This is a genomic window from Jidongwangia harbinensis, from assembly GCF_020216025.1.
GTDB lineage: Bacteria > Actinomycetota > Actinomycetes > Mycobacteriales > Micromonosporaceae > Actinoplanes > Actinoplanes harbinensis.
Genome location: NZ_JAIWNC010000019.1, coordinates 48,640 through 69,963, shown reverse-complemented (window position 1 = coordinate 69,963; position 21,324 = coordinate 48,640). Strand labels below are relative to the sequence as shown.

Sequence of the window (21,324 nt, the reverse complement as noted above, 5' to 3'; positions counted from 1 at the left end):
CGGGCGACTTCTCCGACGGGAGGACGGTGACGTGCGAGGCGGACTGGACGACGCGCTCGACAAACTGGCACGCCGTGACGAGCTACGCCGTCGCGCCGCCGGTGAGGCCGCGGGCACACCGCTCGCGGTCCAGGAGCTGGTGGAGGCGATCGCCGGGGTGGTCGGCCGACACCCCCGGCTCGAGGTGACGGTCGGTGTCGAGGGCGCCGGTGATCCGACGCTGCTGCACTTCTTCGTCGAGGACGGCGTGGTGCAGGTCAACGCGGACAACGCGGTCGCGCAGCGGGCCACGCCGACGGAGAACGGTTCACCCCGGCACGCGGACTTCGACCTCGACCCGGACGAGCCGGTCGAGGAGCCGTACGTGGTCCCCGAGCCCGAGGCGTACCCGGCCGCGGGTTCCGGGTCGGACACCCGGCGGCTGCGCTACGAGGACCCCGGACCGGGGTATGCCGACGAGGCGTACGACGCGACGCCGCACTACGAGGAGCCGAGCAACGGCGCCCCGGCCGAGAATCCGTACCTGCACCCGTTCGCGGCCACGCCCCCGCCGCCGGTGCCGCCGCAGAACCCGAATCCGGTGCGCGCCGAGCAGCACCGCGCCCCGGCGGAGCCCGCGGCCGCCGAGCGCGGGACCCCCGCGGAACCGGCCCGCGGGATGCCCGCCCCGCTGCCCGAGCCCATCCCGCTGCGGGTGGACAGCGAGGAGACCGAGATGGCGGCGAAGCGCCTCGCCGCGCTGCTCCGGGACAACCCGACGCTGCTCCGCCAGGCCCCTCCGGACTGACCAAGTCACGTTCCGTATAACAGCTTGGGCTGCTTGACCGCCCCGTGCGGACCGCGCTGACCTGGCCGAAAGGTCAGTCTCCGGGCCGGAGTGCCGCACGACCTTGTGTCACTCACAGTGACATCCTAGGGTCCCTGTCGACCGGTGAACGAGTTGGCAGAAGCGAGGCGTCCTGGATGTCGATCCCCGAGGTGCATCTGGTTTGCGGCACTCGGCCGGAAGCCGTCCAGCTCGCCCCCGTGGCCGGCGCGATGACCGCGGCCGGCCTGCTCCGCCCGGTGCTGGTGGCCGGCGGGCCGGAGCCGGACGCGGTCGCCCGCACGCTCGCCCGGTACCGCCTGCAGCCGGAGATCAGCCTGCGCGAGCCGGCCGGCAACGGGCACGCGGAACTGGTCGGTGCGATGATCCACGACCTGGACCGGCTGTGGGCCGGCCGTACCCCGTCCGCCGTCCTGGTCCAGGGCGCCTCCATCACCAGCCTGGCCGCGGCACTCGCCGCACACTGGCGCCGGATTCCGGTGGTGCACGTGGAGGCCGGACTGCGCGCGGAGAGCCCGGACCGGCCGGCCTACCGGGACGACGACCGGCGCCTGGTCACCCAGGTCGCCGCGCTGCACCTGGCGCCGACCGCGCTGGCCGCGATGAACCTCCTGGACGAGCGGCGCGCGACCGGCGACGTGCTGGTCAGCGGCAGCACGCTGGTGGACGCCGCGCTGCAGGCGGCCGGTCCGGGCCGGGCCGCGAACCGCCGCCTGGTCCTGGCCGTCACCGAGCACACCCCGGCCCGCGTCCTGGTGGCCGGCGCGCGCCGGCTGATCGAGCGCTACCCGGACGTCCACGTGCGGCTCGCCACCAGCGAACCGGTCCATCTGGACGTCGACCGGGTCACCGTGACGGCGGAGCTGTCGCACGCGGACCTGTCCCGGTCGCTGAGCGAGGCCAGCCTGCTCATCACCGACTCGGCCGGACTGCAGGAGGCGCCGTCGTTCGGCGTACCGGCGCTGCTCCTGGGCCCGGTGGCCGAGCGGATCGAGGCGCTGGAGGCCGGTTGCGCCCGGCTGATCGACCCCGACATCGGCATGCTGGTGCGGGAGTCGGCGCACCTGCTGGACAGCCAGGTCCGCCGGGCCGCGATGGTGGCCGGCGACAATCCGTACGGCGACGGGCACGCGGCCCGTCGCGCCGCCCAGGCCACCGCCGCGCTGCTCGGGCTCGCCGTGCCGCCGGAGCCGATGCCGTCCCGGCGGATCGCTCCCACGGTCAGCGGGGCGCACGCCTGATGGACGTGGTCGACTTCTACACCGGTTCGTGGATCAGCGACGACCGGGCCGCGGTCCGCCGGGTGCTCGCCCCGGACGCCGAGGTGGAATGGAACCTCGACGCCGCGGTGGACGACGAGGAACTGGTTCAGACGCTGCACCGGATCGCGGTGTTCGCCGACGCGGTGACCGTGGTGTCGCGCAGTCCCGCGGACGACGGTGCCGCGCTGGTCTACGAGCTGACCGCGCCGTTCGGCACGGTCCGGATGGCCGAGTTCCTGGCCGTCGAGGGCGGGCGCGTCACCGAGGTACGCCAGGTGTACGACGTGGTCGCGGTGGACCGGTTCTTTCCCGGGCTGTACGACCACTGATCATCACGTTACGTGACCAATGCCCCGGAGCGGGCAACTGACCGCGGGGACGCCGTTACGCTGCGGACTTTCAGTCAAACTTAAGGCTTTTCCCCTCGCCGTTCCGTCCCCGACGACGACAGAATCAACTCTCCGCAGTCATCAGCGACCGACCGCCCTCCCCCGGCGCGGCGCCGGGACGCCCCCTCCCGGCGCCGCGCTCCCCCTCCCCGCGGGACGGCCGGAGTCCGGTACTCCGGCGGAGTAGCGAGGTGGATCACGTGCGCAACGCTGGGCTCAGCGGTTACTCAGCGCTAGCCTTCGGGTACAGAACGGTGATCTCCCGTACCGGAAAGGTGTGCGTTGTCTTCACCCCGGCGCTCCGCCCCTCGATCGTCGACCCGAGATCTGGAGAAGTGAGTCGGTGAATCAGCACGCGAGTCGTGCGGCACAGTTGTCGGCTGATCTGCTCGAGATCGAGGACGCCTACCTCTGGGACGCGACCGCCGCGCTCCGGACCTCCGTGGAGCTGGAACGGCGGGCCGCCGAACTGGGCGACGACCTGCTCCTGCACCGGGCCCGGCTGTGCCAGGTGAACATGCTGATGCGCAACGGCGATCTGGCCGGCGCGGCCCGGCGGATCTGGCAGATCCACCACTGGGCGGTGGACCACGACGCCACCCCGTTACGGGCCCGGACCCACCTGGTGTGGGCCAACATCCACCGGTTCCTCGGCGACGCGGCGCAGTGCCTGGAGCACTCGGTGCTGGCGGTGGAGCTGCTGGACGAGCAGGCCACCGCGCACATGCAGATCTGGCACCGGGCCAAGCTGGCCGACTCGCTCGGGCTGAGCGGATCGATGGCGGACGCCCGGCTGCGCTACGCACAGGCCGAGGAGCTGAGCCGGGAGTTCGCCCAGCCGCATCTGCTGGTGGGCATGCTCAACAACTACGCATACACCGAGTACCTCTACGGCGACTACGAGCGTGCCCAGCAGGTCGCCGGCAAGCTGCGCGCGGTGGCCGCCGAGTACGGGTTCGAGCTGGACCCGGCGGCGCTGGACACCATCGGTGCCATCGAGATCGAGAACGGACGGTACGCGGAGGCCGAGCAGACGCTGCTCAACGGCATCGAGCGGCACCGCGACGGCCGGCACGAGGACGCCGACGCGCTCGCCGAGTACCTGCTGACGCTGGCCCGGGCGCAACGGGGCCTCGGCGCCACCGACCGGGCCCAGGCGAGCCTGGACGCGTCCCGGGCGCTCTGTGTCGAACGGGAACTCAACGACGTCCTGGTGCGGGTGCACCAGGAACAGGCCGAACTGCACGCGGTCCGGGGCGAGTTCGCGGAGGCGTACGCGGCGCACAAGGTGTTCTTCTCGGCGTACCACAGCCTGCACTCCGCGCAGCGCGAAGCGCAGGCGCGCACCCGGCAGGCGATGTTCGAGACCGCGGAGGCCCGGCAGGAGGCCGAGCGGTTCCGCGAGCAGGCGCGGCGCGACCCGCTGACCGGGCTGCGCAACCGGCGGTACGTCGACGAGCAGCTGCCGTCGCTGGTCGACTCCGATCCCGGGCTAACCCTCGCCCTCGTCGACCTGGACCACTTCAAACAGATCAACGACCAGCTCTCGCACGACGTCGGCGACCAGGTGCTGATCCAGGTGGCCAAGCTGCTGGAGACGGAGCTGGCGGCGGTCGCTCCGGACGGCTTCGCGGCGCGGCTGGGCGGCGAGGAGTTCCTGCTGGCGTTGCCGGGCACCGGGACTCCGAGTGCCGTCGCGGCGCTCGAGGAGATCCGCCGGGCGGTGGCGTCGTACCCGTGGGACGTCCTCGCCGACGGACTGACCGTCACGGTGAGCATCGGGGTGGCCAGCCGCCGGGAGGCTGCCGGGCTCACTCAGGCCGAGTTGCTGTCCGCTGCGGACCGTAACCTCTACACCGCGAAGCGCGCGGGCCGTGACCGGGTCGTGACGGGAACGGCGAGAGCCGGGCGAATACGGCCCTACCGGGACAGCGCATCGGCCGCCTGAACGGCCGTCGATCATCACTCTTCGTAACGTGATGGTTGCTTCGGTGAGTTACCGCCGGTGATCCCTGGGACCGGCCGAGCGGCCTGGCACGGGGGAACCAGACCGCCCGACCGGCCGTCTAGGGGCGCAGGCGGGGGCGCTTGCGGGGTGGGCGCACCGGCAACCGCCGGGCCCGGACCAGCACCAGCCGGCGGGCACCCTCGCGCCCGGCCGGGCTGATCACCACGCCCTCCACCTCGAGCCAGGTGTCGCCGTCGTGCGGCACCGGGCGGTCCCACCCGATGCGGTCCACCCGCAGCGTCAGCGGCCCGACGCCGTAGCAGTAGTCCACCTCGGCGAACTCGTGCAGCGGCCCGCGCGGCACGCTGAGCTGGAGGCGCCCGCCGCGGATCACCGGTGCGTCCGGCACCCGGACCCGGCGGTCGGGGCGGGCACCCGCGTATGCCTGGCGGCCACAGCGGACGGCCTCACTCACCCGCACGCGGATCACCGCCGTCCGAGGGCGTGCCCGGGTCCGTCTCGGGGCGACTCAGCGCGTAACGGACACCGCCGAACCGGTGCGTCACCGCACTGGCCCGGGTGGACGCCGCATGGACGTCGTCGGTGAGGGGCTCGTCGCGGTACATCGAGGCGGGATTGCCTTTCCGGGCGTGGTCGACGGCATCGGGGTGGCTGGAGTCGGGCATTTCGGGTCCGATGTTCGGTGCCGACATGGGTGGGCTTCCTCCCGCTCGGACGCCCCCGCCAAGGAGCCTCGCGTTCGAGCGACCGACGGACCGTTTCCGCGACCGCTTCGTCACTTAAAGATGTCACCCTTAGTGACCCTATTCAGGTGGTGTCCTTGCGTTATCATGCTCAGAATCCTGTGATTCCGCAAGGCCGGATGCACGTGCATTTGCACGACAGGCTCCCACTTGGGGACGCAGGGTGAGCAAGACCGCCGATCGAACGTCGATCGGATTGGGACCTAGGGAGCAACAGATGGCGCACATCTACAACGGCATGCCAGCCGGGCAGTTGCAGGGTGTGATCTGGCAGAAGAGCGGCCGTAGCAACCCGAGTGGGAACTGCGTCGAGTGTGCTCCGCTGCCGGACGGCGGCGTGGCCGTGCGGAACTCCCGTGACCCCCAGGGTCCGACGTTGATCTACACCCCGGCCGAGATCGAGGCCTTCATCCTCGGCGTCCGTGACGGCGACTTCGACAACCTGCTCGCCTGAACCAGGCGGCGTCTACGCCGGCCGTCCGACCTCGTGCAGCAGCTTCTCGAGAATCTCGGGAGTGTGGTTGGGCGGCTCGGCGTCGATGCACACCCGTTCCATCGCGATGGCGTAGTGGTCCACGTCCTCGCGCTTGTCCAGGTAGATCGCGCTGGTCAACTGCTCGACGTAGACCACGTCCGGCAGCTCCGGCTCGGGGAACCGCAGGATCGCGAACGGACCGCCCGCGGCGGCGTGCCCGCCCGCGTGGAACGGAATGATTTGCAGCCGGATGTGCGGCTTCTTCGCCGCCTCGATGAGCGTCTCGATCTGCCGCTTCATCACGTCGACGCCGCCGATGGGCCGGCGCAGCACCGCCTCGTCGATGACCGCCCACAGCTGGGGCGGGTTGCCCCGATGGAGGATCTGCTGGCGCTGGTGGCGTAGCTCCACGCGACGGTCGATCTCGTCCGCGTCGGCACCGGCGTGACCGAGCAGGATCACCGCCCGGGCGTACTCCGGCGTCTGCAGCAGGCCGGGCACGAACTGGATCTCATACGTCCGGATCAGCGTCGCCGCCGCCTCCAGGCCCAGGTAGGACTGGAACCAGCCGGGCAGGATGTCGCCGAAGTGGTGCCACCAGCCGGGGTTGTTCGCCTGCCGGGCCAGCCCGAGCAGCGCCTCACGCTCTTTCGGGTCGCTCACGCCGTACAGCGTCAGCAGGTCGGCGACGTCGCGCTCCTTGAAGCTGACCCGGCCGAGTTCCATCCGGCTGATCTTCGAGCCGGAGGCCCGGATCTCGTACCCGGCGCTTTCCCGGGTGATCGCCCTGCCCTCGCGCAGCCGCCGCAGCTGAGCACCGAGGAGGATGCGCAGAACGGTGGGGCCGCTACCCGGCGCCTCCTCCGTACTCACCTGACTCCTCACCGCTTCGGTCCGGGCTCTGGGTCCGCCGGTCGCAGACCCTTCGCATCTTAAGGGGGAGATCCTTCGCAACGAAACCGATCGAAGGTCCAAGTCCCATGCTTCCGCACAAGTCAAATGCACGTGCATTCGGCCTTGCGGACGCACTTGTCAGCGAGCATGATAGCTGACAGACACGTACTTGCTTGCTGACAGAGCGTGCTGAGTTTCATGACCTGACGGCCGACGCGCTCGGCCGCGGGGGTCAGCTCACGGGATCTTGGAGGCTCTCCCATGTCCACCCCGACGATCGCCCCGCCGGAGCGAGATCCGGCGGACGTGGCCCCGGCCGACAGTTACCGCAAATCCGACCGCGTGTGGGTCTTCCGGAACGGCTGGCGGGCCGGTGTGATCGAGGCGGCCTCGCCGCTTGCCGTCACCGTGACCTACCGCCCCGGTGAACACCGCGGCACCGGCGTCGACACCTTCACCGCGTCCTATGTCACCCGGCGTGCCGACGCCGATCCGCTGGACCGGCCGGTGCCGGTGTCCGGGCTCGTCCGCAGGATCGTCCGCGAGTCGGCCGCATGACCGGCGCGATTGCCGTCGCTGCCGTCATCGGTCTGATCAGCCTGCTCGCGGGCGTGGCGCTCGGGTGGTACCTGCGCCGCACCAACGACTGGTGCACCCACTGCGGAGACCAGCTGTCCTGCGCCGGCTGCGGAAGCAACGCGGCGTGGCCGCGGCCCCGGATCACCGAACCCGCGCCATAAGCTCGAGCACCGCCACCGGACCGGCCGTCTCCGGGATGACCCGCTCTCCCGGCACGCCGAGCAGGTCCCGCTCCCGGTACCACGCCCGCATCTGCTCCGCGGTGAACTCGGTGGCCTGCGGCCGGGTGGCGTGGCGGCGCACCGATTCGTCGAACGAGACGTCCAGGTAGTACACGTAGGCGGCGCCGTCGTGGTCCCGGATCAGCTCGGCCAGCATGGCGCCGTAGCGCGGCCGGTCCAGGATCCCCTCCACGATCACGTGATAGCCGCGGGAGAGCGCGAATCGGGCGTTCAGGCCGATCAGCTCCGGCGCGATCGGATCCGGCACCCCGTCGTGCTCCCGCAGCAGAACCCGGCGAAGATAGTCCTGCTCGACCAGGGCGCAGCCCCGGCCGATCCGCAGCCGCAGCTGCCGCGCGACCGTGCTCTTGCCGGCCCCGGAGTTGCCCCGGATCACGATGAGATCGCCCACCTGTTCACTATGGAGCTAATCGGACGTGCGCACCTATCTCCTTATCTGGGATGCCACCGACGCCGGGTTCCCGCCGGACAACTACCGGGCGGACATCGCCGCCACCTCGGCCGGGCGCCCGGCCGCCGGCCGGTGGAGTTTCGGCTCCCGGCGACGCGGCACGGCGCCCGGCGACCGGGTGTTCCTGCTCCGCCAGCGCCGCGACCGCGGGATCGTCGGCAGCGGGCGGCTCGCCGACGGCACGATCTTCCCGGGCCCGCACTGGACCGGTGACCCGCGGCGGCACACCTGGTACGCCGAGGTGCGGTGGGACCGGATGGTGCCGGTGGAGCACCGGCTGCCGTTCGAGGAGTTGCTCCGCGAGGTGCCCGGCCACGACTGGCGGCACATCTACGGCGGCGGGCAGGAGATCCACCCGCCGGCCGACGCGGCCCTGGCCGAGCTGTGGGCGGATCACCTGGCCGACCTCGCTAGGGTGCCGCCGGATCGATGTTGAAGTTGTCCCGGAACACGTTGTCCGGGTCGTACCTCCGCTTGAGCGTCCGCAACCGGTCGAGCGTCTTCTCCGGCCAGGCCTCGGCCACCCGCTCGGGCCGCTGGTCGGTCTCGAAGCTGAGGTACAGACCGGAGAAGTACGGCGCCAGTTCCGCCCAGGCCGCGTCCAGCCGCTCCTTCGACGACCCGAACGCCACCACCGAGAAGTTCGCCGACCGGTGCGGGTACGCGGTGGCGTCCGCCGGTACGTCCGCGACCGCGCCGCCCACGGACCGCACCTGGAAGAAGTACACCGCGCCGCTGCGGATCAGGTCGGCGGCGGCCGTACTGAACTCCGGCGTCAGGTGCTCGATCAGCCCGGACCGCGCGACCGGTTCGCCGCGGCCGTCGTGCGGCGCGTCCGGCACGTTCATCACTCCGGCGTACGGCACCAGCTGCACCTGCTGGTCCAGCAGCGGGGCGACGTCGGCGATCGGCTGGAGCCGGTCGATGATCACGTCCGGGATGGACGAGTCGACCACGCCGTACACCTGGGCCAGCGCCTGTCCGCGCCGCGGCGGTCCGAGAATGAGGTTCGTGGTGACGTCGCGCGGTGCCGCCTCCATCGCCGAGCCCCACCGCTGCAGCAGCCCGGCCGCGTCCGTCGCGTCGTAGACGAACTGCCCGAAACCGACGTCGCCCACCTCGTCGACCACGAAGTCGAACGCGGTCACGATGCCGAAGTTGGCGCCGGCGCCGCGCACCGCCCAGAACAGGTCCGGGTGCTCGGTCTCCGAGCAGGACACCCGGGTGCCGTCGGCCAGCACCACCGAGGCACCGCGCAGGTGGTCGATGGTCAGGCCGTGCTCGCGCACCAGCCAGCCGATGCCGCCCGCGGTGGCGAGCCCGCCGACCCCCACGCCGCCGTAGTCCCCGCTGCTCAGCGCCCATCCGTGCGCCGCCAGCGCGGACGCCACGTCGGTCCACCGGGCGCCCGCCTCGACCCGGACCAGCCGGTGCGCCTCGTCCAGCACCTCGATGCGGTTCATCCGGGACAGGTCGATGACGATGCCCCCGTCGTTGGTGGAGCGGCCGCTGATCCCGTGCCCGCCGCTGCGCAGCGCGAGCGGCACGTCCTGGTCGCGGGCGAACGCGAGCGCACCGGCCACCTGCTCGGCGTCCCGGGGTTGCAGGACCAGCCCCGGCGCGCCGCCCCGCAGATAGGTGGAGCGGACCCCCGCGTACCCGAAGTCTCCGGGTTCGATCGCGACCGCCGCGAGCGACTCCGGAAGGCCGTCGTAGTCGATGTCCTCCCGCCGTTTCGCCAGCGCGGCGGCGGCGCGCACCGGCCCGGCCGCAACTCCGCCGGAGGCGCGTTCCCGGGCCACCGCCGCGCGCAACGCCGGCGCCACCTCCTCGGCGAACCGCTGCATCTCACCCGGATCGTCCGACCCCAGGATGATCGTGCCGACCCCGTCGGACAGGACCAGCGGAAGCAGCTGCTCCACCCACTGCTCGGCCGGCCGGCCGGGGTCGCCGGACACGTTGAGCAGCCGGCGGATCTCCCGCGGGTCCCGCCCGGCGTCCCGGGCCGCCGCGTCGATGATCTCGTTGCCGGCGGCCAGGTCGCCCGGCTTCAGGTAGGACAGCGACGGCAGCCAGCCGTCCGCCTTCGCACCGACCAGCCGCAGCATGCGCGGCTTGTACCCGCCCACCGCGATCGGGATGTGGTGCGCCGGCCGGGGGCCACGCTTCGCGCCCCGGAGCCGGTAGTAGTCGCCCTCGAACCGCAGCGTCCCCTTGGCGTCGGTGTCCCAGAGCCGGCGGATGACGTCGATCGCCTCGGCCAGCTGCCCGACCGACTCGCCCGGCGTCCGCCGCGGTACGCCCATCGCCTCCATCGCGTCCCAGAAGCCGCCCGCGCCCAGGCCCATCTCGAACCGGCCGCCGGACAGCAGGTCCAGGCTGGCGGCGGCGCGGGCCAGCACCGGGGCCGGCCGCATCGGGACGTTGAGGACGTTGCCGGCGATCCGGATCCGCTCGGTCTGCGCCGCCACCCAGGTCAGCAGCGTCCAGGTGTCCAGGAAGGCCGGCTGGTACGGGTGGTCCTGGAACGTCACCAGGTCGTACCCGAGCCGCTCGCTGAGCTGCGCGCGGGCGACCGCGACCTGCGGCGGGGCGTTGACCGGGGTGATGAACGTGCCGAATTCGAGCTGATGACCGTAGTCCACGTCTACTCACTTCTAAAAAGCTAGTGGCTTCTTGATAGAGAGTGCCACGGACGTGCTCGAGGTGCCAACGTCAGTCCGGGAGGTGTTCCTCGGCCCACGCGGAGATCTGTGCGAACGCCGGCATCAGCGCCGCACCGCGCCCGGTCAGCGCATAGGTCACCGACACCGGCGGGCCCGGATCGACCGTCCGGCTGATCAGCCCCGCCTCGGTCAGCGCGGTGAGCCGGTTGGAGAGCACCGAGTCACTGATCCGCTCGATGCTCCGGGAGATCTCCCGGAAGCCCGCCGGGCCGTGACTCAAACTGCCCAGCACGGCCGCGTTCCACCGCTTGCCGAGGAACTGGAAGGCACGGGCCAGCGCCGCGTCGGTGCGCGAACACTCCGCCACGCTGTGCGGGTGCTCCGGCGCGCCGACCACGGGTCCCTGGCGTGTCGACGTCACCGTTGAAACGTACACCGGGTTTCACCCCGGGCCGGGCGGGTAGACGACAACGTCGGCACGGCGTTGGTGGAGGTGCTCATCGTGCTGGATCCGAACGAAAAGTACGTTTTCGACGGCATGGTGATGCACCTGCGCGCCGCCGATCCGGCCTTCGAACGCCGCCTCGACCGGCTGGTCCACCCGCGCCGCCGGCTGCGCGTCGCGCTGGCCGTTCTGCTGTGGACACTGGTGCCGGTCTGCATCCTGCTCGGCGGCTGGACCGGCCTGCTGCTGGCGATGCTGGCCTCCGGGTACGGCGCCCACCTGATGACCAGGCGCACCGGACCCGCCCGGCCCGCGGGCGGCTTCTCCTGGTGGTCGTCCTCCCCGCGCCGGCCCAGCGCGCCCTTCTAACCCTGGAGGCTCTCATGACCGACCCCCGGATCAGCGCATCGGACGACGTGGCGCCGAAGAGCACCGCGGAGGCCGCCGACATCGTCACGCACGACCCCGCGTTGAACGCGGCCACCCGTGACTCCCGCGACGACGCGGCCACCGACGAGGACGCCCGCGCGGACGACACCGACCCCGCGGCGTGACCGTCAGCGCCAGCGGTCCCCGGTGAGGCGCTCGTACACCTCGACGTAGCGGTCGCGGGTGGCAGACACCACCTGCTCCGGGATCTCCGGGCCCGGCGCCGTCCGGTCCCAGTCCCGCAACTCGGTGGTCGACCAGTCCCGGAGGAACTGCTTGTCCAGGTAACGCTGGGTGCCGCCGGGCTGCCACTCGTCCTGCGCCCAGAACCGCGACGAATCCGGCGTGAGCAGCTCGTCGCCGATGGTCAGCCGGCCGTCCGCCCAACCCAGCTCGATCTTGGTGTCGGCGATGATGATGCCCCGCTCGGCGGCGACCGCCGACCCGCGCCGGTACACCTCCAGCGTGATCCGCCGCAGCTCGGCCGCCACGTCCGCACCGACCCGCGCCTCCACGTCCGGGTAGGTGATGAACTCGTCGTGCCCCTCGCCCGGCGCCACCTTGGTGGTCGGCGTGAAGATCGGCTCGGCCAGGCGCGACCCCTCGATCAGCCCGTCCGGCAGGGCGACCCCGGAAACGGCGCCGTCCTTCTCGTACGCCTTGAGCCCCGACCCGGTGAGATAACCCCGGGCGATGCACTCCACCATCACCATCTCGAGTCGCCGGCACCGGACCGCGCGACCGGCCCACTCGGCCGGCACGTCGGTGGCCGAGAGCACGTGGTGCGGCGCGACGTCGGCGAGCTGGTCGAACCACCAGAGCGAGAGCTGGGTGAGGATCTTGCCCTTGTCCGGGATCGGCGTGGGCAGCACCACGTCGTAGATCGAGATCCGGTCCGACGCGACGAGCAGGATGTCGTCGCCGTCCGCGTAGACGTCCCTGACCTTGCCCGAGTGCAGCAACTCCACGCGCGTGATCCTCTCCACCGAACCGCTACCGCCGCAGGCCACGCTATCGGACCGGCAACCGGCGGACCGACGGCGGTGTCAGCACCGGGCCTGCAGCGGCGTGGTCCCCGACCACTGGTGGAAGGCCCGGTAGAAGGAGGTCGGCTCGTCGTACCCGAGCAGCAACGCGATCTCCGCCACGGTGATGTCCGGCCGCGCCAGATAGTGCCGCGCCAGCGCGTACCGGGTGCGCTGGAGCACGTCCTGGAACGTCGTGCCCTCCTGGGCCAGCCGCCGCTGCAGGGTGCGGCCGCTCAACGCGAGCCGGCGGGCCACGTCCACCGCGCTGCCCCGACCGGCGGGCAGCAGCTCGTGCAGGACCGCGCGTACCCGCTCGGCGGTCGACTCGGCCCGGTCCAGGTCCGCCAGCCGCCGGCGCAGGTCGGCGTCGAAGACCTGCCACATCGCCGCGTTCGAGGTCAGGAACGGGCGCCGGGCGTCCGGGGCGGTGAACGTCACGGTCACCGCCGGGCCCCGGTCGATGGGCACGCCCAGATAGTCCCGGTAGGCCGGGCCCGGCGGCGGGTCCGGCATGGTGGCCCGGGCCGGGATCACCCGGGTACGGGTGGCCAGCCGCGCCAGCGCGACCCAGAACGCGAGTTCGTAGGCGACCAGCCCGGCCGGCGGCACCGGATCGGTGGGCCACACGGTGGTCACCCGCAGCCCGTCGTCGTCCGCTTCGACGACGAGCCGCTGCGGGCCCAGCAGTCGTTTGTAGACGGCCAGCCGCTCCGCCGCGTGGCGCAGGTCGGGGCTGCACAGCGCGGCGAAGATCGGCGGCTGGAACGTCTCGGTGCTCACCATCGCGGCCAGGGTCGCGCCGAGCGCGCGATCGCCGGACGCCTCCTGCAACGCTTCCCAGCACCGGTAGAACTGGGTCGCGGTGAGCACCACCGGCGGGTTCTGGAACAGGTCCTCGGGCAGTCCGGCCGCGCGCAGCACCGGACCGGCGGGCACGCCGAGGTCGGCGAAGATGGCGTACGCCGCCGGGCTGAGGGTGAACCGGTCCGCGGTCACGTCCGGGCAACCGCCCGGGTCACGTCGACGTCGAGGCCGGTGAGACGCCGGGACAACGCCCACAGCACGCGGATCGCCCGGTCCGTGCCCGGGCGGACGAGCCGGCGGCGCACCGGCGGGCCGACGGCGGACCAGCGCGGGGCGTACATCACGCCGCCGACGGCCCGCGGGTCGGTCGCCGCGCGCAGCTGACTCAGCACGCCGCGTTCGACCGGCATGCCGACCCGGCGGGTCACGTCGAGCAGCATCCCGCGCAGACCGGCCGCGTCGGTCAGGTGGGCGAACAGGTCGGTCCGGCTGAACCCGGGGTACGCGGTGAGCGCCGTCGCGGTCAGGCCGGCCGCCCGGAACCGGCGGTCCAGCCCCTGCGCGAAGTGCCGGTTGGCCAGCTTCGAGTCGTCGTACGCGCGCCACCGGTCGTACTCGCCGCCGCGCGGGTACGGGTCGAGCCGGCGGCCGTTGTGCTGGGCCGAACTGGTCAGCGTGACGACCCGGGCGTCCCGGGTGCGGACCACGGCCGGCAGGAGGTGCGAGGTGAGCGCCCAGTGACCCAGGTGGTTGACGCCGAGCTGGGTCTCGAACCCGTCGGCCGTGCGTCCCGGGGGTGTGGCCATCACCCCAGCATTGTTGATCAGCAGGTCGATCCGCGAGTGGGCGGCCAGGATCTGCCCGGCGGCGCGTTCCACGGACGCCAGCGAGCCGAGGTCCAGCTCGACGATCTCGGCGGACGCCCCGGGGTGCGCCGCGTGGAGGTGGGCGAGCGCCGCACCGGCCCGGCTCCGGTCCCGGGCCGCCATCACCACGTGCGCGCCCTTTCCGGCGAGCGCCGTGGCGGTCGCGAGCCCGAGACCGCGGTTGGCTCCGGTCACCACCGCCACGCGACCGCTCTGATCCGGGATGTCGGCCATCGACCAGGACATGCACACGCTCCTCGGCAGGGGATTCACCTCACCGTACGAAGCGCGGGAGCCCGGGGCAGTAGCCGAACCCGCCACCCTGTTGGCCGTTCCCGCCACCCGGCCCTTAGCTTCCGTCGGCCTGCGCGCGGATCGGGGTGTCGGTGTCGCGGAGCAGGCGGCCGGTGCGGTCGTTCTCGGTGGCGACGACGCCCGCGAGGAGCGACAGCGCGGTCTCGGCGAGCGTGGTGGCGCCGAGGTCGAGTCCGGCGGGGCCGATGAGGCGGTGCAACCCGGGGGTGCCGGCGAGCCGCTGCAGGCGCTGGACGTGGGTGGCGCGGCTGCCGAGCGCGGCGATGTGGCCGGCGTTGCCGGCGAGCGCGGCGCGCAGGGCGCGGTCGTCGATCCGGGGGTCGTGGCTGACCGCGATCACGGCGTCCGTGGCGTCGAGGGGGTGCGCGGCGATCCAGGCGTCGGGCCAGGCCCGGACGACCGTGGCGGCGGTGACGGCGCCCGAGGAGGTGTGCCCGGGCCTGGGGTCGACCACGATGACGTTGCGGTGCAGGGGTTGGGCGAGCGTGGCCAGGGCGGCGGCGAGGTCGGTGGCGCCGGCCAGGACGAGCCGCCGACGGCGGGGCAGGTGTTCGGTGAAGGCGTGCGGGTCTTCCGGGGTGAGGGTCCAGGGGTACGGCGGCCGCAGGCCGGTGTGGACGGTGAGCGGCTGGTCGTCGGCGAGCGCGGTGGTGATCGCGGTGTGCACCGGCTCGGCGGGCGCCGGAGCGATCAGGACGTGCAGGGCGGCGGTGCAGGCCGGTGCGGTCTCCCAGGGCAGGAGGTCACCGCCCGGGGTGACGGTGGTCAGGTGCGGGGGCGCGGTGCCGTCGAGGACGGCGCGGGCGGCCTCGACGACGATGGCTTCGACGCAGCCGCCGGAGAGGGAGCCGCACCAGGTGCCGTCCGCGGCGATGGCCATGGTGGCGCCGAGGGGCCGGGCACCGGGCCCGTCCCGGGCGACCAGGCGGGCGAGGACGACGGGCCGGCCGGCCCGGTGGTGGGCGTCGACGAACGGCCAGACCTCACGCAACACCGGCGGATCCTCCTGCCCGGTCGACGACTTCCCGTCTCGGACGTTATCACCGCTACCATCTGGTCGCTAGCGCAACTCGATATCGCGTCCCGGCTCCAGCACCCGCTGCAGGAAGACCCGGGTCCGCTCGTGTCGCGGCGCGCGCAGCACCTCGGCCGGCGGCCCGGTCTCCACCACCCGGCCCTCGTCCATGAACACCACGCGGGTGGCCACGTCCCGGGCGAACGACATCTCGTGGGTGACCACGATCATCGTCATCCCGTCCTCCGCGAGCGAGCGCATCACCGCCAGCACGTCGCCGACGAGTTCCGGGTCGAGAGCCGAGGTCGGCTCGTCGAACAGCATCAGGGCCGGTTCCATCGCCAGCGACCGCGCGATGGCGACGCGCTGCTGCTGGCCGCCGGAGAGTTGCGCGGGGTACGCCCGGGCGCGGTCCGCGAGACCGACCCGCTCCAGATTGGCCAGCGCCACCCGGTCCGCGTCCCGCCGCGACCGGCGCAGCACGCGCTGCTGGGCGATCGTCACGTTGCGCAGCACGGTGAGGTGCGGGAACAGGTTGAAGTGCTGGAACACCATGCCGATGTGCCGTCGCGCCGCATCCAGGTCGGTGTCCGGATGGGTCATCTCCACGTCGCCCACGTGAACCGTGCCGGAGGTGGCCGTCTCCAGCCCGTTCAGGCAGCGCAACAGCGTGGACTTGCCCGACCCGGACGGCCCGACCAGGCACACCACCTCGCCGCCGGACACCTCCAGGTCGATGCCGCGGAGCACCTCGTGCGCCCCGAAGGACTTGTGCAGTTCGTGGATCCGGACGGCCACCATGACGATCATCTCCCCCGCGCGGCGCGGCGCTCGAGCACCCGCACCAGTTGCGACAGCGGCAGCGTGACCGCCAGGTACAGCAGGCCGGCCACGACCAGCGGGGTGGCGTTGACGCGCTGGTTCAGCACGTCGCCGGCGTACTTGGTGAGTTCGATGGTGCCGGCCGTGACACCGAGCACGTAGACCAGCGAGGTGTCCTTGGTCAGCGACACGAACTCGTTGGTCAGCGGCGGCGTGACGATCCGCAGGGCCTGCGGCAGCACGATGGACATCATCGCGCGGGGCGCGGACATGCCGAGTGACCGGGCCGCCTCCGACTGTCCACGCGGGACCGCCTGGATGCCGGCCCGCAGGGTCTCGGCGGTGTAGGCGGCCGCGGTGGCACCGAGCCCGACCGCCACCGAACCGTAGACGCCGCCCGGTATCTCGCGGTCCGGGAACGCCAGCGGGATGCCGTACCCGACGAGGAACAGCACCAGCAGAGCCGGCAGGCCCCGGAACACCTCGACGTACGCGGCGGCGAACCACCGGTAGGGCGCCACCGGGGACAGCCGGGCCAGCGCCAGCAGCAACCCGAACACCAGCCCGAACGCGAACGCCAGCGCCGTGTACAGCAACGTGTTGACCAGCGCGGTGGTGACCACGCCCGGGAACATGTCGCGGGCGACGTCCCACCGGAAGAACGCGTCGGCCAGCCGGCCCCAGTCGGCGGTCAGCCCGACCAGAAGCACCCCGGCGGCGAACACCAGGTACGCCGCACCGCGCGAGAGCCGCCGCCGCGCCCGCATGCCCAGACGCCGGGCCGGCGGGCGGAGCAGCGCCGTCACGCGGCCGGCTTCGGGCCGATCCACTTCGTGTAGATCGTGTCGTACGTGCCGTCCGTGCGGGCCTGCTTCAGCACCTCGTTGACGGTACGGAGCAGGTCCGGGTCGCCGTCCTTGCGCAGCGCGAATCCGTACTTCTCACCGGTGTCGAACCCGGTCGGCACGGTGACCTTGCCGGGATTGTTCTTGATGTAGTCGTTCCACACCGGCAGGTCACCCACGGCCGCCTCGATCTGGCCGGTGGCGAGCGCCTGCTGCTCGGAGCCGAGGTCCTTGTACGACACCACCTCGATGTCCAGGTTGTTCTGCTTCACCTGGTTGCGGACGTACTCCTCGCCGGTGGTCTCGCCCTGCACCCCGAGCCGCTTGCCCTTGAGGTCGGCCAGCGTCTTGATCGGCTTGCCGGTCGGCACGACCAGCGCCTGGGTGGCGTCGAAGTACGGGTCGGAGAACGCCAGCACCTGCTTGCGGGCGTCGGTGATGGTCATGCCGGCCGCCGCGATGTCGCACTTGCCGGTGTTCAGGTCCTGGCCCGACTTGATGCCCTCGAACGGCGTGTCGACGATCTCCTGGGTCACCCCGAGCTTCGCCGCCACCAGGTCGACCAGGGCGACGTCGAAGCCGACGACCTTGCCGGACGCGTCCTTGGACTGGAACGGCGGGTACGGCAGGTGGGTGCAGGTGACCAGCTTGCCGGCGCGGACCAGGTCGACACCGCCGGCCGAGCCGCCGGTGTCCTCCTTGGCGCAGCCGGCCGCGACCGCGAGCACCGTCAGGGCGACCGCGACCGTCCGGTGCAGGTTTCGTCGGGCTCCGGTATGGGTCGCCGTCACGGCTGCCTCCCGCTTGTCGATTCGGTGGTGTCGATCATTGATCTGACACACCCTATCGAGTCAATAGGAAAAGCCTAGTCGATACGACAGTGTCGATCACCACGCCCCGGTCGGGGGTCAGTACCGGTGCAGGTACCGCCCCGCGCGCAGAGCAGACACCGCCGGATGGTCGTCGCCCAGAACCGCCGCCAAGCGGTCACCGGCCGTCGCGTCCTCGCCGGGGCTCTCCCCCACGGCGATCCGCATGAGGGCCCGGTTCGCCGTGCAGCGCAGCGTGTCCGGGTGATCCGGTCCCAGCACGTCCCGGTGCCGCTCCACGGCGACGTCCATGATCTGCAGTGCGGCCGGTACCGCGTCCGTCTCCGCGTGCAGGATCGCCAGGTTGACCTCGGCGGCCAGGGTGTACGGGTGGTCCGGCCCGACCACCTCGTTGAGCCGCTCGCGCGCGTCCTCCAGCAGCGGCACGGCCAGGTCCGGCCGGCCGGCGCTGCCCAGCGACACCGCCAGGTTCGCCTTCGCGCTCAGCGTCCGGGGATGGTCCTCCCCGAAGTACTCGACCCAGGCGGCGTAGGTCTCCTCGTCCCGGCTCCGCGCGTCGGCGTACCGGCCCAGGGCCCGCAGGTCCCCGCCCAGGCCGCCGGCCGTCATCAGGGCGTGCGGGTGATGCGGGCCGAGCAGCTCCGTCTGCTCGGCCAGGACCGTCTCGTCCAGCGCCCGGGCCTCCTCGAACTGCCCCGTCTGCCGCACGATGTTGGCGACGTTGAATCGCAGGTGGAGCAGCTGCCGCTGCAGCGTGACGGCCGCGCGCGGGTCCTGCTCGGCACTCAGCATCTCGCTCCAGCGCCGGTCGATGTCCTCGCCGAACCGTCGGCCCTCGGCCAGACCGCCGGTGAACCAGATGTAGCGCACCCGGTCGATCATCAGCTGGCGCACCGACTCGTCGTTGCAGGCGGCCGCGTGGGACAGCTCCAGATGCGGCCACAGCGTCCGGAACCGCGGCCAGGACCGGGGATCGTCGATCTCGTGGCGCGGTCGCAGGCCGCTCAGCACCAGGTGCATCTGGTGCCGGGCCTCGGCGAGTTCGGCCTCCGTCATCCGGCTCCGGACCACGTGCTGCAACAGCCGGTGCACCTGGATCTGGCTGCGCCCGACGTCGAGCTTGAGCAGGGCGAGGCGGTTGAGGTGCTGCACCAGCGAACCGCGGTAGGCCCGCTCGGAGACCAGCGGGTCGAACACGCTCAGCGCGGCGGCCAGCTCGTCGCTGTACACCAGGTCCAGGGAGATCTCCGGGGCCAGGACCGAACACAACTGCAGCAGACGGTACGCCGCACCGGAACGCCGCCGCAGCAGCTCCAGCGACAGCTCCCAGACCTGGTCGACGTGGTGGCCGGGACCGGACCGCTCGACCCGCCCGAGGTAGTCGCCGACCCGCTCTCCGGTATCGGCCAGCCAGGCGCCCGCGGCGGCCACCGCGACCGGCAGGTCGCCCAGCACGTCGGCGATGCGATCGGCCTGGTCGCGCTCGATCGTGGGCACCCGGTGCCGGAGGTGGGCGATGCTCTCGGTGCGCGGGAAGACGTCGATGTGCACAGGTTGCGCGTGGTCGCCCCACTGGCTGTTCCGCGAGGTGATCAGCACGTGACCGGGGCCGCGCGGGATGAACGGCAGCACCCGCTCCACGTCCTCCGCGTTGTCGAAGATCAACAACCAGCGGGCGTACGGTGTGCCCCGCTCCAAGCTGTTGAGCACCGCCCGGGCCGCGTCCAGCACGCTCGACTGGGGCAGCGCCAGCCCCAGCCGGTGGCCCAGGTCGGACAGCGCGATGTCGATGAAGGCGACCTGTTCGGCGTCGATCCACCAGACGATGTCGTAGGCGTTCCGGAACCGGTGGGCGTACTCCAGCGCCACCTGGGTCTTGCCGATGCCGCCCAGGCCCTGCAGCGCGACCGGCATCGGGCCGGACCGCACCACCGGACCGCCACCGCGCAGCCGGGTCCGCAGGTCGAGCAGGTCCCGCTCCCGCCCGGTGAACCGCGCGTTACGGACCGGCGGGTTGAACACCAGCACCTGGTCGCCGGGGAACCGCACGCCGATCGCGGACAGGTCCGCGTCCGCGATGTCCGGGCGCCCGACCAGTCGTAGAACGCGCTCTGCCGCGACCTCACCGGACTTGCCACCGATGAAGGCGGACGAACCGACCGGGAAACCCGGAACCGGGGCCACGTCCTCGACGTACACGGCCAGCGGGGGCCGGGGGTCGGTGCGGTCCCGGGGCACCAGCCCGGCGTGCGAACTCGCGTTGGCGTGCGAGACCACGGTGAGCCGGCGACCGGAACCGGCCGCCGCGGCGGAGGCCGGGGTGTCCGGGTCGTGCACGGTGACGCCGACGGCGCCCAGCAATCCGCTGATCCACTCCGCCCAGAGCTGGTCCTCCGGCGCGTACTGCAGCGTCACCTCCTCCTCCGCGTACCCGAGGCGACGGACAAACCGGGAGGCGGTCCGGGCCCGCAACGCCTCATCCATCGGCGGCATCGCGGTCACCTCGCCGTCGGAGATGTAATCGGCGAGATTCTCGTACGCGGCCAGCAGCGACGTCGTCTGACCGGGCCGGTCGCCGAAGGTCGCGAGCGTCTCCTCGTACGCGTAGAACGGCCGGTACGGCACCTCGACCGCGTTCCAGTACCGGGCGCGTTCGGCCGGCGTCATGTCCGCCGGCAGCCCCGGGAAGCGCTGCATGGCGACCACCCGGCCGGCGTCCGCCTTGTCCTTCTCGGCCGGGTCGACCCGCATCGCCACCGGCAGGATCCGGATGTCGCGCTTGGCGTGCCGCTGCATTACCGCGGCCGCGACCCGGGCGCCACCTGCGATGCACCGCTCGCTGAACGTGAAGCAGTCGACCAGAACATCCGGGAGGTGGATGGTGCAGATGTCCGCCACGTCACTCAGCCCGGTCCGGCTGGCGATCAGCGTGTAGTCGTAGTTTGCGTGCATGTCCGCGCGCAGCGCATCGAGGAACGCCCCGCCGCCGAGACGCCCGTAGAAGTCGTCCCAGTTCATGCCGGTGACAGCAGCGGCGTAGTTCTGGTTGTGCCGCCCGGCGGAGAGGTAGTCGAGTTGGCCGCCCTCCGGGAAGTGATCCCAGTTCACGGAGAACGCATGCCGCTGCACCCGGGCGAAGTCCTTGTGCCAGTCGGGGCCGCGGTCGACGTTCCGGGTGGCCTGCCACTCGTACTCGCGGATCAGGTCGATCACGCCACTGCTGGTCTCGACCGTCTCGGCCTTGAGGAACGGTTCGAAGAACCGGTGCAGGCCCGGTGCCTCGAGGTCCCAGTCCGCGATCAGAACGCGTTTACCGTTGGCCGCCAGGATCCAGGCCACGTTGGCCAGGGCCATGGTGCGGCCGGTTCCACCCCGGTAGGAGTAGAACGTCACCACTTTGCCGTGCCGTTGCTCAGCCATTCGGTGCTC

General features: G+C 72.0%; 24 protein-coding genes. 10 read left to right on the top strand and 14 right to left on the bottom strand.

All coding sequences use genetic code 11. The features are described from left to right. Positions 1–31: 31 nt before the first annotated feature. The 4 genes from LDL48_RS23235 (at position 32) to LDL48_RS23220 (ending at position 4,425) form a co-directional block, all read left to right on the top strand. Positions 32–787, top strand: a complete 756-nt coding sequence (locus tag LDL48_RS23235) for a hypothetical protein (RefSeq protein WP_225257320.1) — start codon at positions 32–34, stop codon at positions 785–787. A gap of 176 nt (positions 788–963) precedes the next feature. After that, positions 964–2,067: a UDP-N-acetylglucosamine 2-epimerase gene (locus LDL48_RS23230; protein ID WP_225257319.1), complete on the top strand. Its 1,104-nt coding sequence runs from the start codon at positions 964–966 to the stop codon at positions 2,065–2,067. After that, the gene (locus LDL48_RS23225) at positions 2,067–2,417 is read left to right on the top strand and encodes a hypothetical protein (RefSeq protein ID WP_225257318.1); all 351 of its coding nucleotides are present in this window, start codon (positions 2,067–2,069) and stop codon (positions 2,415–2,417) included. The genes LDL48_RS23230 and LDL48_RS23225 overlap by 1 nt, the downstream gene beginning before the upstream one ends. Before the next feature lie 403 nt (positions 2,418–2,820). After that, positions 2,821–4,425, top strand: coding sequence for a tetratricopeptide repeat-containing diguanylate cyclase (locus LDL48_RS23220; protein WP_225257317.1), 1,605 nt, complete (start codon positions 2,821–2,823; stop codon positions 4,423–4,425). Between the two features lie 118 nt (positions 4,426–4,543). Here LDL48_RS23220 and LDL48_RS23215 read toward each other — a convergent pair whose 3' ends face one another. Beyond that, positions 4,544–4,906, bottom strand: coding sequence for a hypothetical protein (locus tag LDL48_RS23215; protein WP_225257316.1), 363 nt, complete (start codon positions 4,904–4,906; stop codon positions 4,544–4,546). Further along, entirely contained in the window at positions 4,893–5,138 is a 246-nt protein-coding gene (locus LDL48_RS23210; protein ID WP_225257315.1) for a hypothetical protein, read from the bottom strand. Before LDL48_RS23210 ends, LDL48_RS23215 begins: the two co-directional genes overlap by 14 nt. A gap of 268 nt (positions 5,139–5,406) precedes the next feature. On the opposite strand from LDL48_RS23210, the gene LDL48_RS23205 reads away from it, so the two are divergent. Further along, entirely contained in the window at positions 5,407–5,643 is a 237-nt protein-coding gene (locus tag LDL48_RS23205) for a DUF397 domain-containing protein (RefSeq protein ID WP_225257314.1), read from the top strand. A 12-nt stretch (positions 5,644–5,655) separates the two neighbouring features. Here LDL48_RS23205 and LDL48_RS23200 read toward each other — a convergent pair whose 3' ends face one another. Beyond that, positions 5,656–6,537, bottom strand: coding sequence for a Sco1979 family transcriptional regulator (locus tag LDL48_RS23200; RefSeq protein ID WP_225257313.1), 882 nt, complete (start codon positions 6,535–6,537; stop codon positions 5,656–5,658). Positions 6,538–6,819: 282 nt separating this feature from the next. Here LDL48_RS23200 and LDL48_RS23195 point away from each other — a divergent pair, with 282 nt between their 5' ends. Both LDL48_RS23195 and LDL48_RS23190 read left to right on the top strand, forming a co-directional pair. Next, a complete protein-coding gene (locus LDL48_RS23195; protein WP_225257312.1) occupies positions 6,820–7,116 on the top strand; it encodes a hypothetical protein in 297 nt (98 codons plus the stop codon). Further along, positions 7,113–7,298 (top strand): hypothetical protein, encoded by a 186-nt coding sequence (locus tag LDL48_RS23190; RefSeq protein WP_225257311.1) that lies wholly within the window; start codon positions 7,113–7,115, stop codon positions 7,296–7,298. The genes LDL48_RS23195 and LDL48_RS23190 overlap by 4 nt, the downstream gene beginning before the upstream one ends. On the opposite strand, the gene LDL48_RS23185 is transcribed toward LDL48_RS23190, so the two are convergent. Further along, positions 7,279–7,770 (bottom strand): kinase, encoded by a 492-nt coding sequence (locus tag LDL48_RS23185; protein WP_225257310.1) that lies wholly within the window; start codon positions 7,768–7,770, stop codon positions 7,279–7,281. The genes LDL48_RS23190 and LDL48_RS23185 overlap by 20 nt on opposite strands. 25 nt (positions 7,771–7,795) lie before the next feature. Between LDL48_RS23185 and LDL48_RS23180 the strand changes: the two genes are divergently transcribed. After that, the gene (locus tag LDL48_RS23180) at positions 7,796–8,266 is read left to right on the top strand and encodes a hypothetical protein (RefSeq protein ID WP_225257309.1); all 471 of its coding nucleotides are present in this window, start codon (positions 7,796–7,798) and stop codon (positions 8,264–8,266) included. On the opposite strand, the gene LDL48_RS44605 is transcribed toward LDL48_RS23180, so the two are convergent. Both LDL48_RS44605 and LDL48_RS23170 read right to left on the bottom strand, forming a co-directional pair. Then, positions 8,241–10,475 carry an LLM class flavin-dependent oxidoreductase gene (locus tag LDL48_RS44605; protein WP_225257308.1) on the bottom strand — a complete coding sequence of 745 codons (2,235 nt, stop codon included), beginning with the start codon at positions 10,473–10,475 and terminating at the stop codon, positions 8,241–8,243. The two genes, LDL48_RS23180 and LDL48_RS44605, sit on opposite strands and share 26 nt — an antisense overlap. Positions 10,476–10,545: 70 nt before the next feature. Beyond that, positions 10,546–10,917: a winged helix-turn-helix transcriptional regulator gene (locus LDL48_RS23170; RefSeq protein ID WP_225257307.1), complete on the bottom strand. Its 372-nt coding sequence runs from the start codon at positions 10,915–10,917 to the stop codon at positions 10,546–10,548. A gap of 81 nt (positions 10,918–10,998) precedes the next feature. Here LDL48_RS23170 and LDL48_RS23165 point away from each other — a divergent pair, with 81 nt between their 5' ends. Together LDL48_RS23165 and LDL48_RS23160 are read left to right on the top strand one after the other, a co-directional pair. Next, positions 10,999–11,310: a DUF3040 domain-containing protein gene (locus LDL48_RS23165; protein WP_225257306.1), complete on the top strand. Its 312-nt coding sequence runs from the start codon at positions 10,999–11,001 to the stop codon at positions 11,308–11,310. A gap of 14 nt (positions 11,311–11,324) precedes the next feature. Next, on the top strand, positions 11,325–11,495 hold the full coding sequence (locus LDL48_RS23160; RefSeq protein ID WP_225257305.1) for a hypothetical protein: 171 nt from the start codon (positions 11,325–11,327) through the stop codon (positions 11,493–11,495). 3 nt (positions 11,496–11,498) lie between these two features. Here the strand turns inward: LDL48_RS23160 and LDL48_RS23155 are convergent, their stop codons facing one another. The 8 genes from LDL48_RS23155 to fxsT form a co-directional block, all read right to left on the bottom strand. After that, positions 11,499–12,338 carry a phosphoribosylaminoimidazolesuccinocarboxamide synthase gene (locus LDL48_RS23155; RefSeq protein WP_225257304.1) on the bottom strand — a complete coding sequence of 280 codons (840 nt, stop codon included), beginning with the start codon at positions 12,336–12,338 and terminating at the stop codon, positions 11,499–11,501. 78 nt (positions 12,339–12,416) lie between these two features. Continuing rightward, positions 12,417–13,394 (bottom strand): AraC family transcriptional regulator, encoded by a 978-nt coding sequence (locus LDL48_RS44600; protein ID WP_225257303.1) that lies wholly within the window; start codon positions 13,392–13,394, stop codon positions 12,417–12,419. Further along, positions 13,391–14,314, bottom strand: coding sequence for an oxidoreductase (locus LDL48_RS23145; RefSeq protein WP_225257302.1), 924 nt, complete (start codon positions 14,312–14,314; stop codon positions 13,391–13,393). The genes LDL48_RS44600 and LDL48_RS23145 overlap by 4 nt, the downstream gene beginning before the upstream one ends. Before the next feature lie 103 nt (positions 14,315–14,417). Then, a complete protein-coding gene (locus tag LDL48_RS23140) occupies positions 14,418–15,377 on the bottom strand; it encodes an XdhC family protein (RefSeq protein ID WP_225257301.1) in 960 nt (319 codons plus the stop codon). Positions 15,378–15,443: 66 nt separating this feature from the next. Next, the gene (locus LDL48_RS23135) at positions 15,444–16,208 is read right to left on the bottom strand and encodes an amino acid ABC transporter ATP-binding protein (RefSeq protein WP_308016483.1); all 765 of its coding nucleotides are present in this window, start codon (positions 16,206–16,208) and stop codon (positions 15,444–15,446) included. Beyond that, complete coding sequence (locus tag LDL48_RS23130; RefSeq protein ID WP_225257300.1) at positions 16,205–17,026, bottom strand: amino acid ABC transporter permease; 822 nt, start codon at positions 17,024–17,026, stop codon at positions 16,205–16,207. The genes LDL48_RS23135 and LDL48_RS23130 overlap by 4 nt, the downstream gene beginning before the upstream one ends. After that, the gene (locus LDL48_RS23125) at positions 17,023–17,856 is read right to left on the bottom strand and encodes a basic amino acid ABC transporter substrate-binding protein (protein ID WP_225257299.1); all 834 of its coding nucleotides are present in this window, start codon (positions 17,854–17,856) and stop codon (positions 17,023–17,025) included. Before LDL48_RS23125 ends, LDL48_RS23130 begins: the two co-directional genes overlap by 4 nt. 117 nt (positions 17,857–17,973) lie before the next feature. Next, entirely contained in the window at positions 17,974–21,315 is a 3,342-nt protein-coding gene (gene fxsT / locus LDL48_RS23120; RefSeq protein WP_225257298.1) for an FxSxx-COOH system tetratricopeptide repeat protein, read from the bottom strand. Between the last annotated feature and the right edge of the window lie 9 nt (positions 21,316–21,324).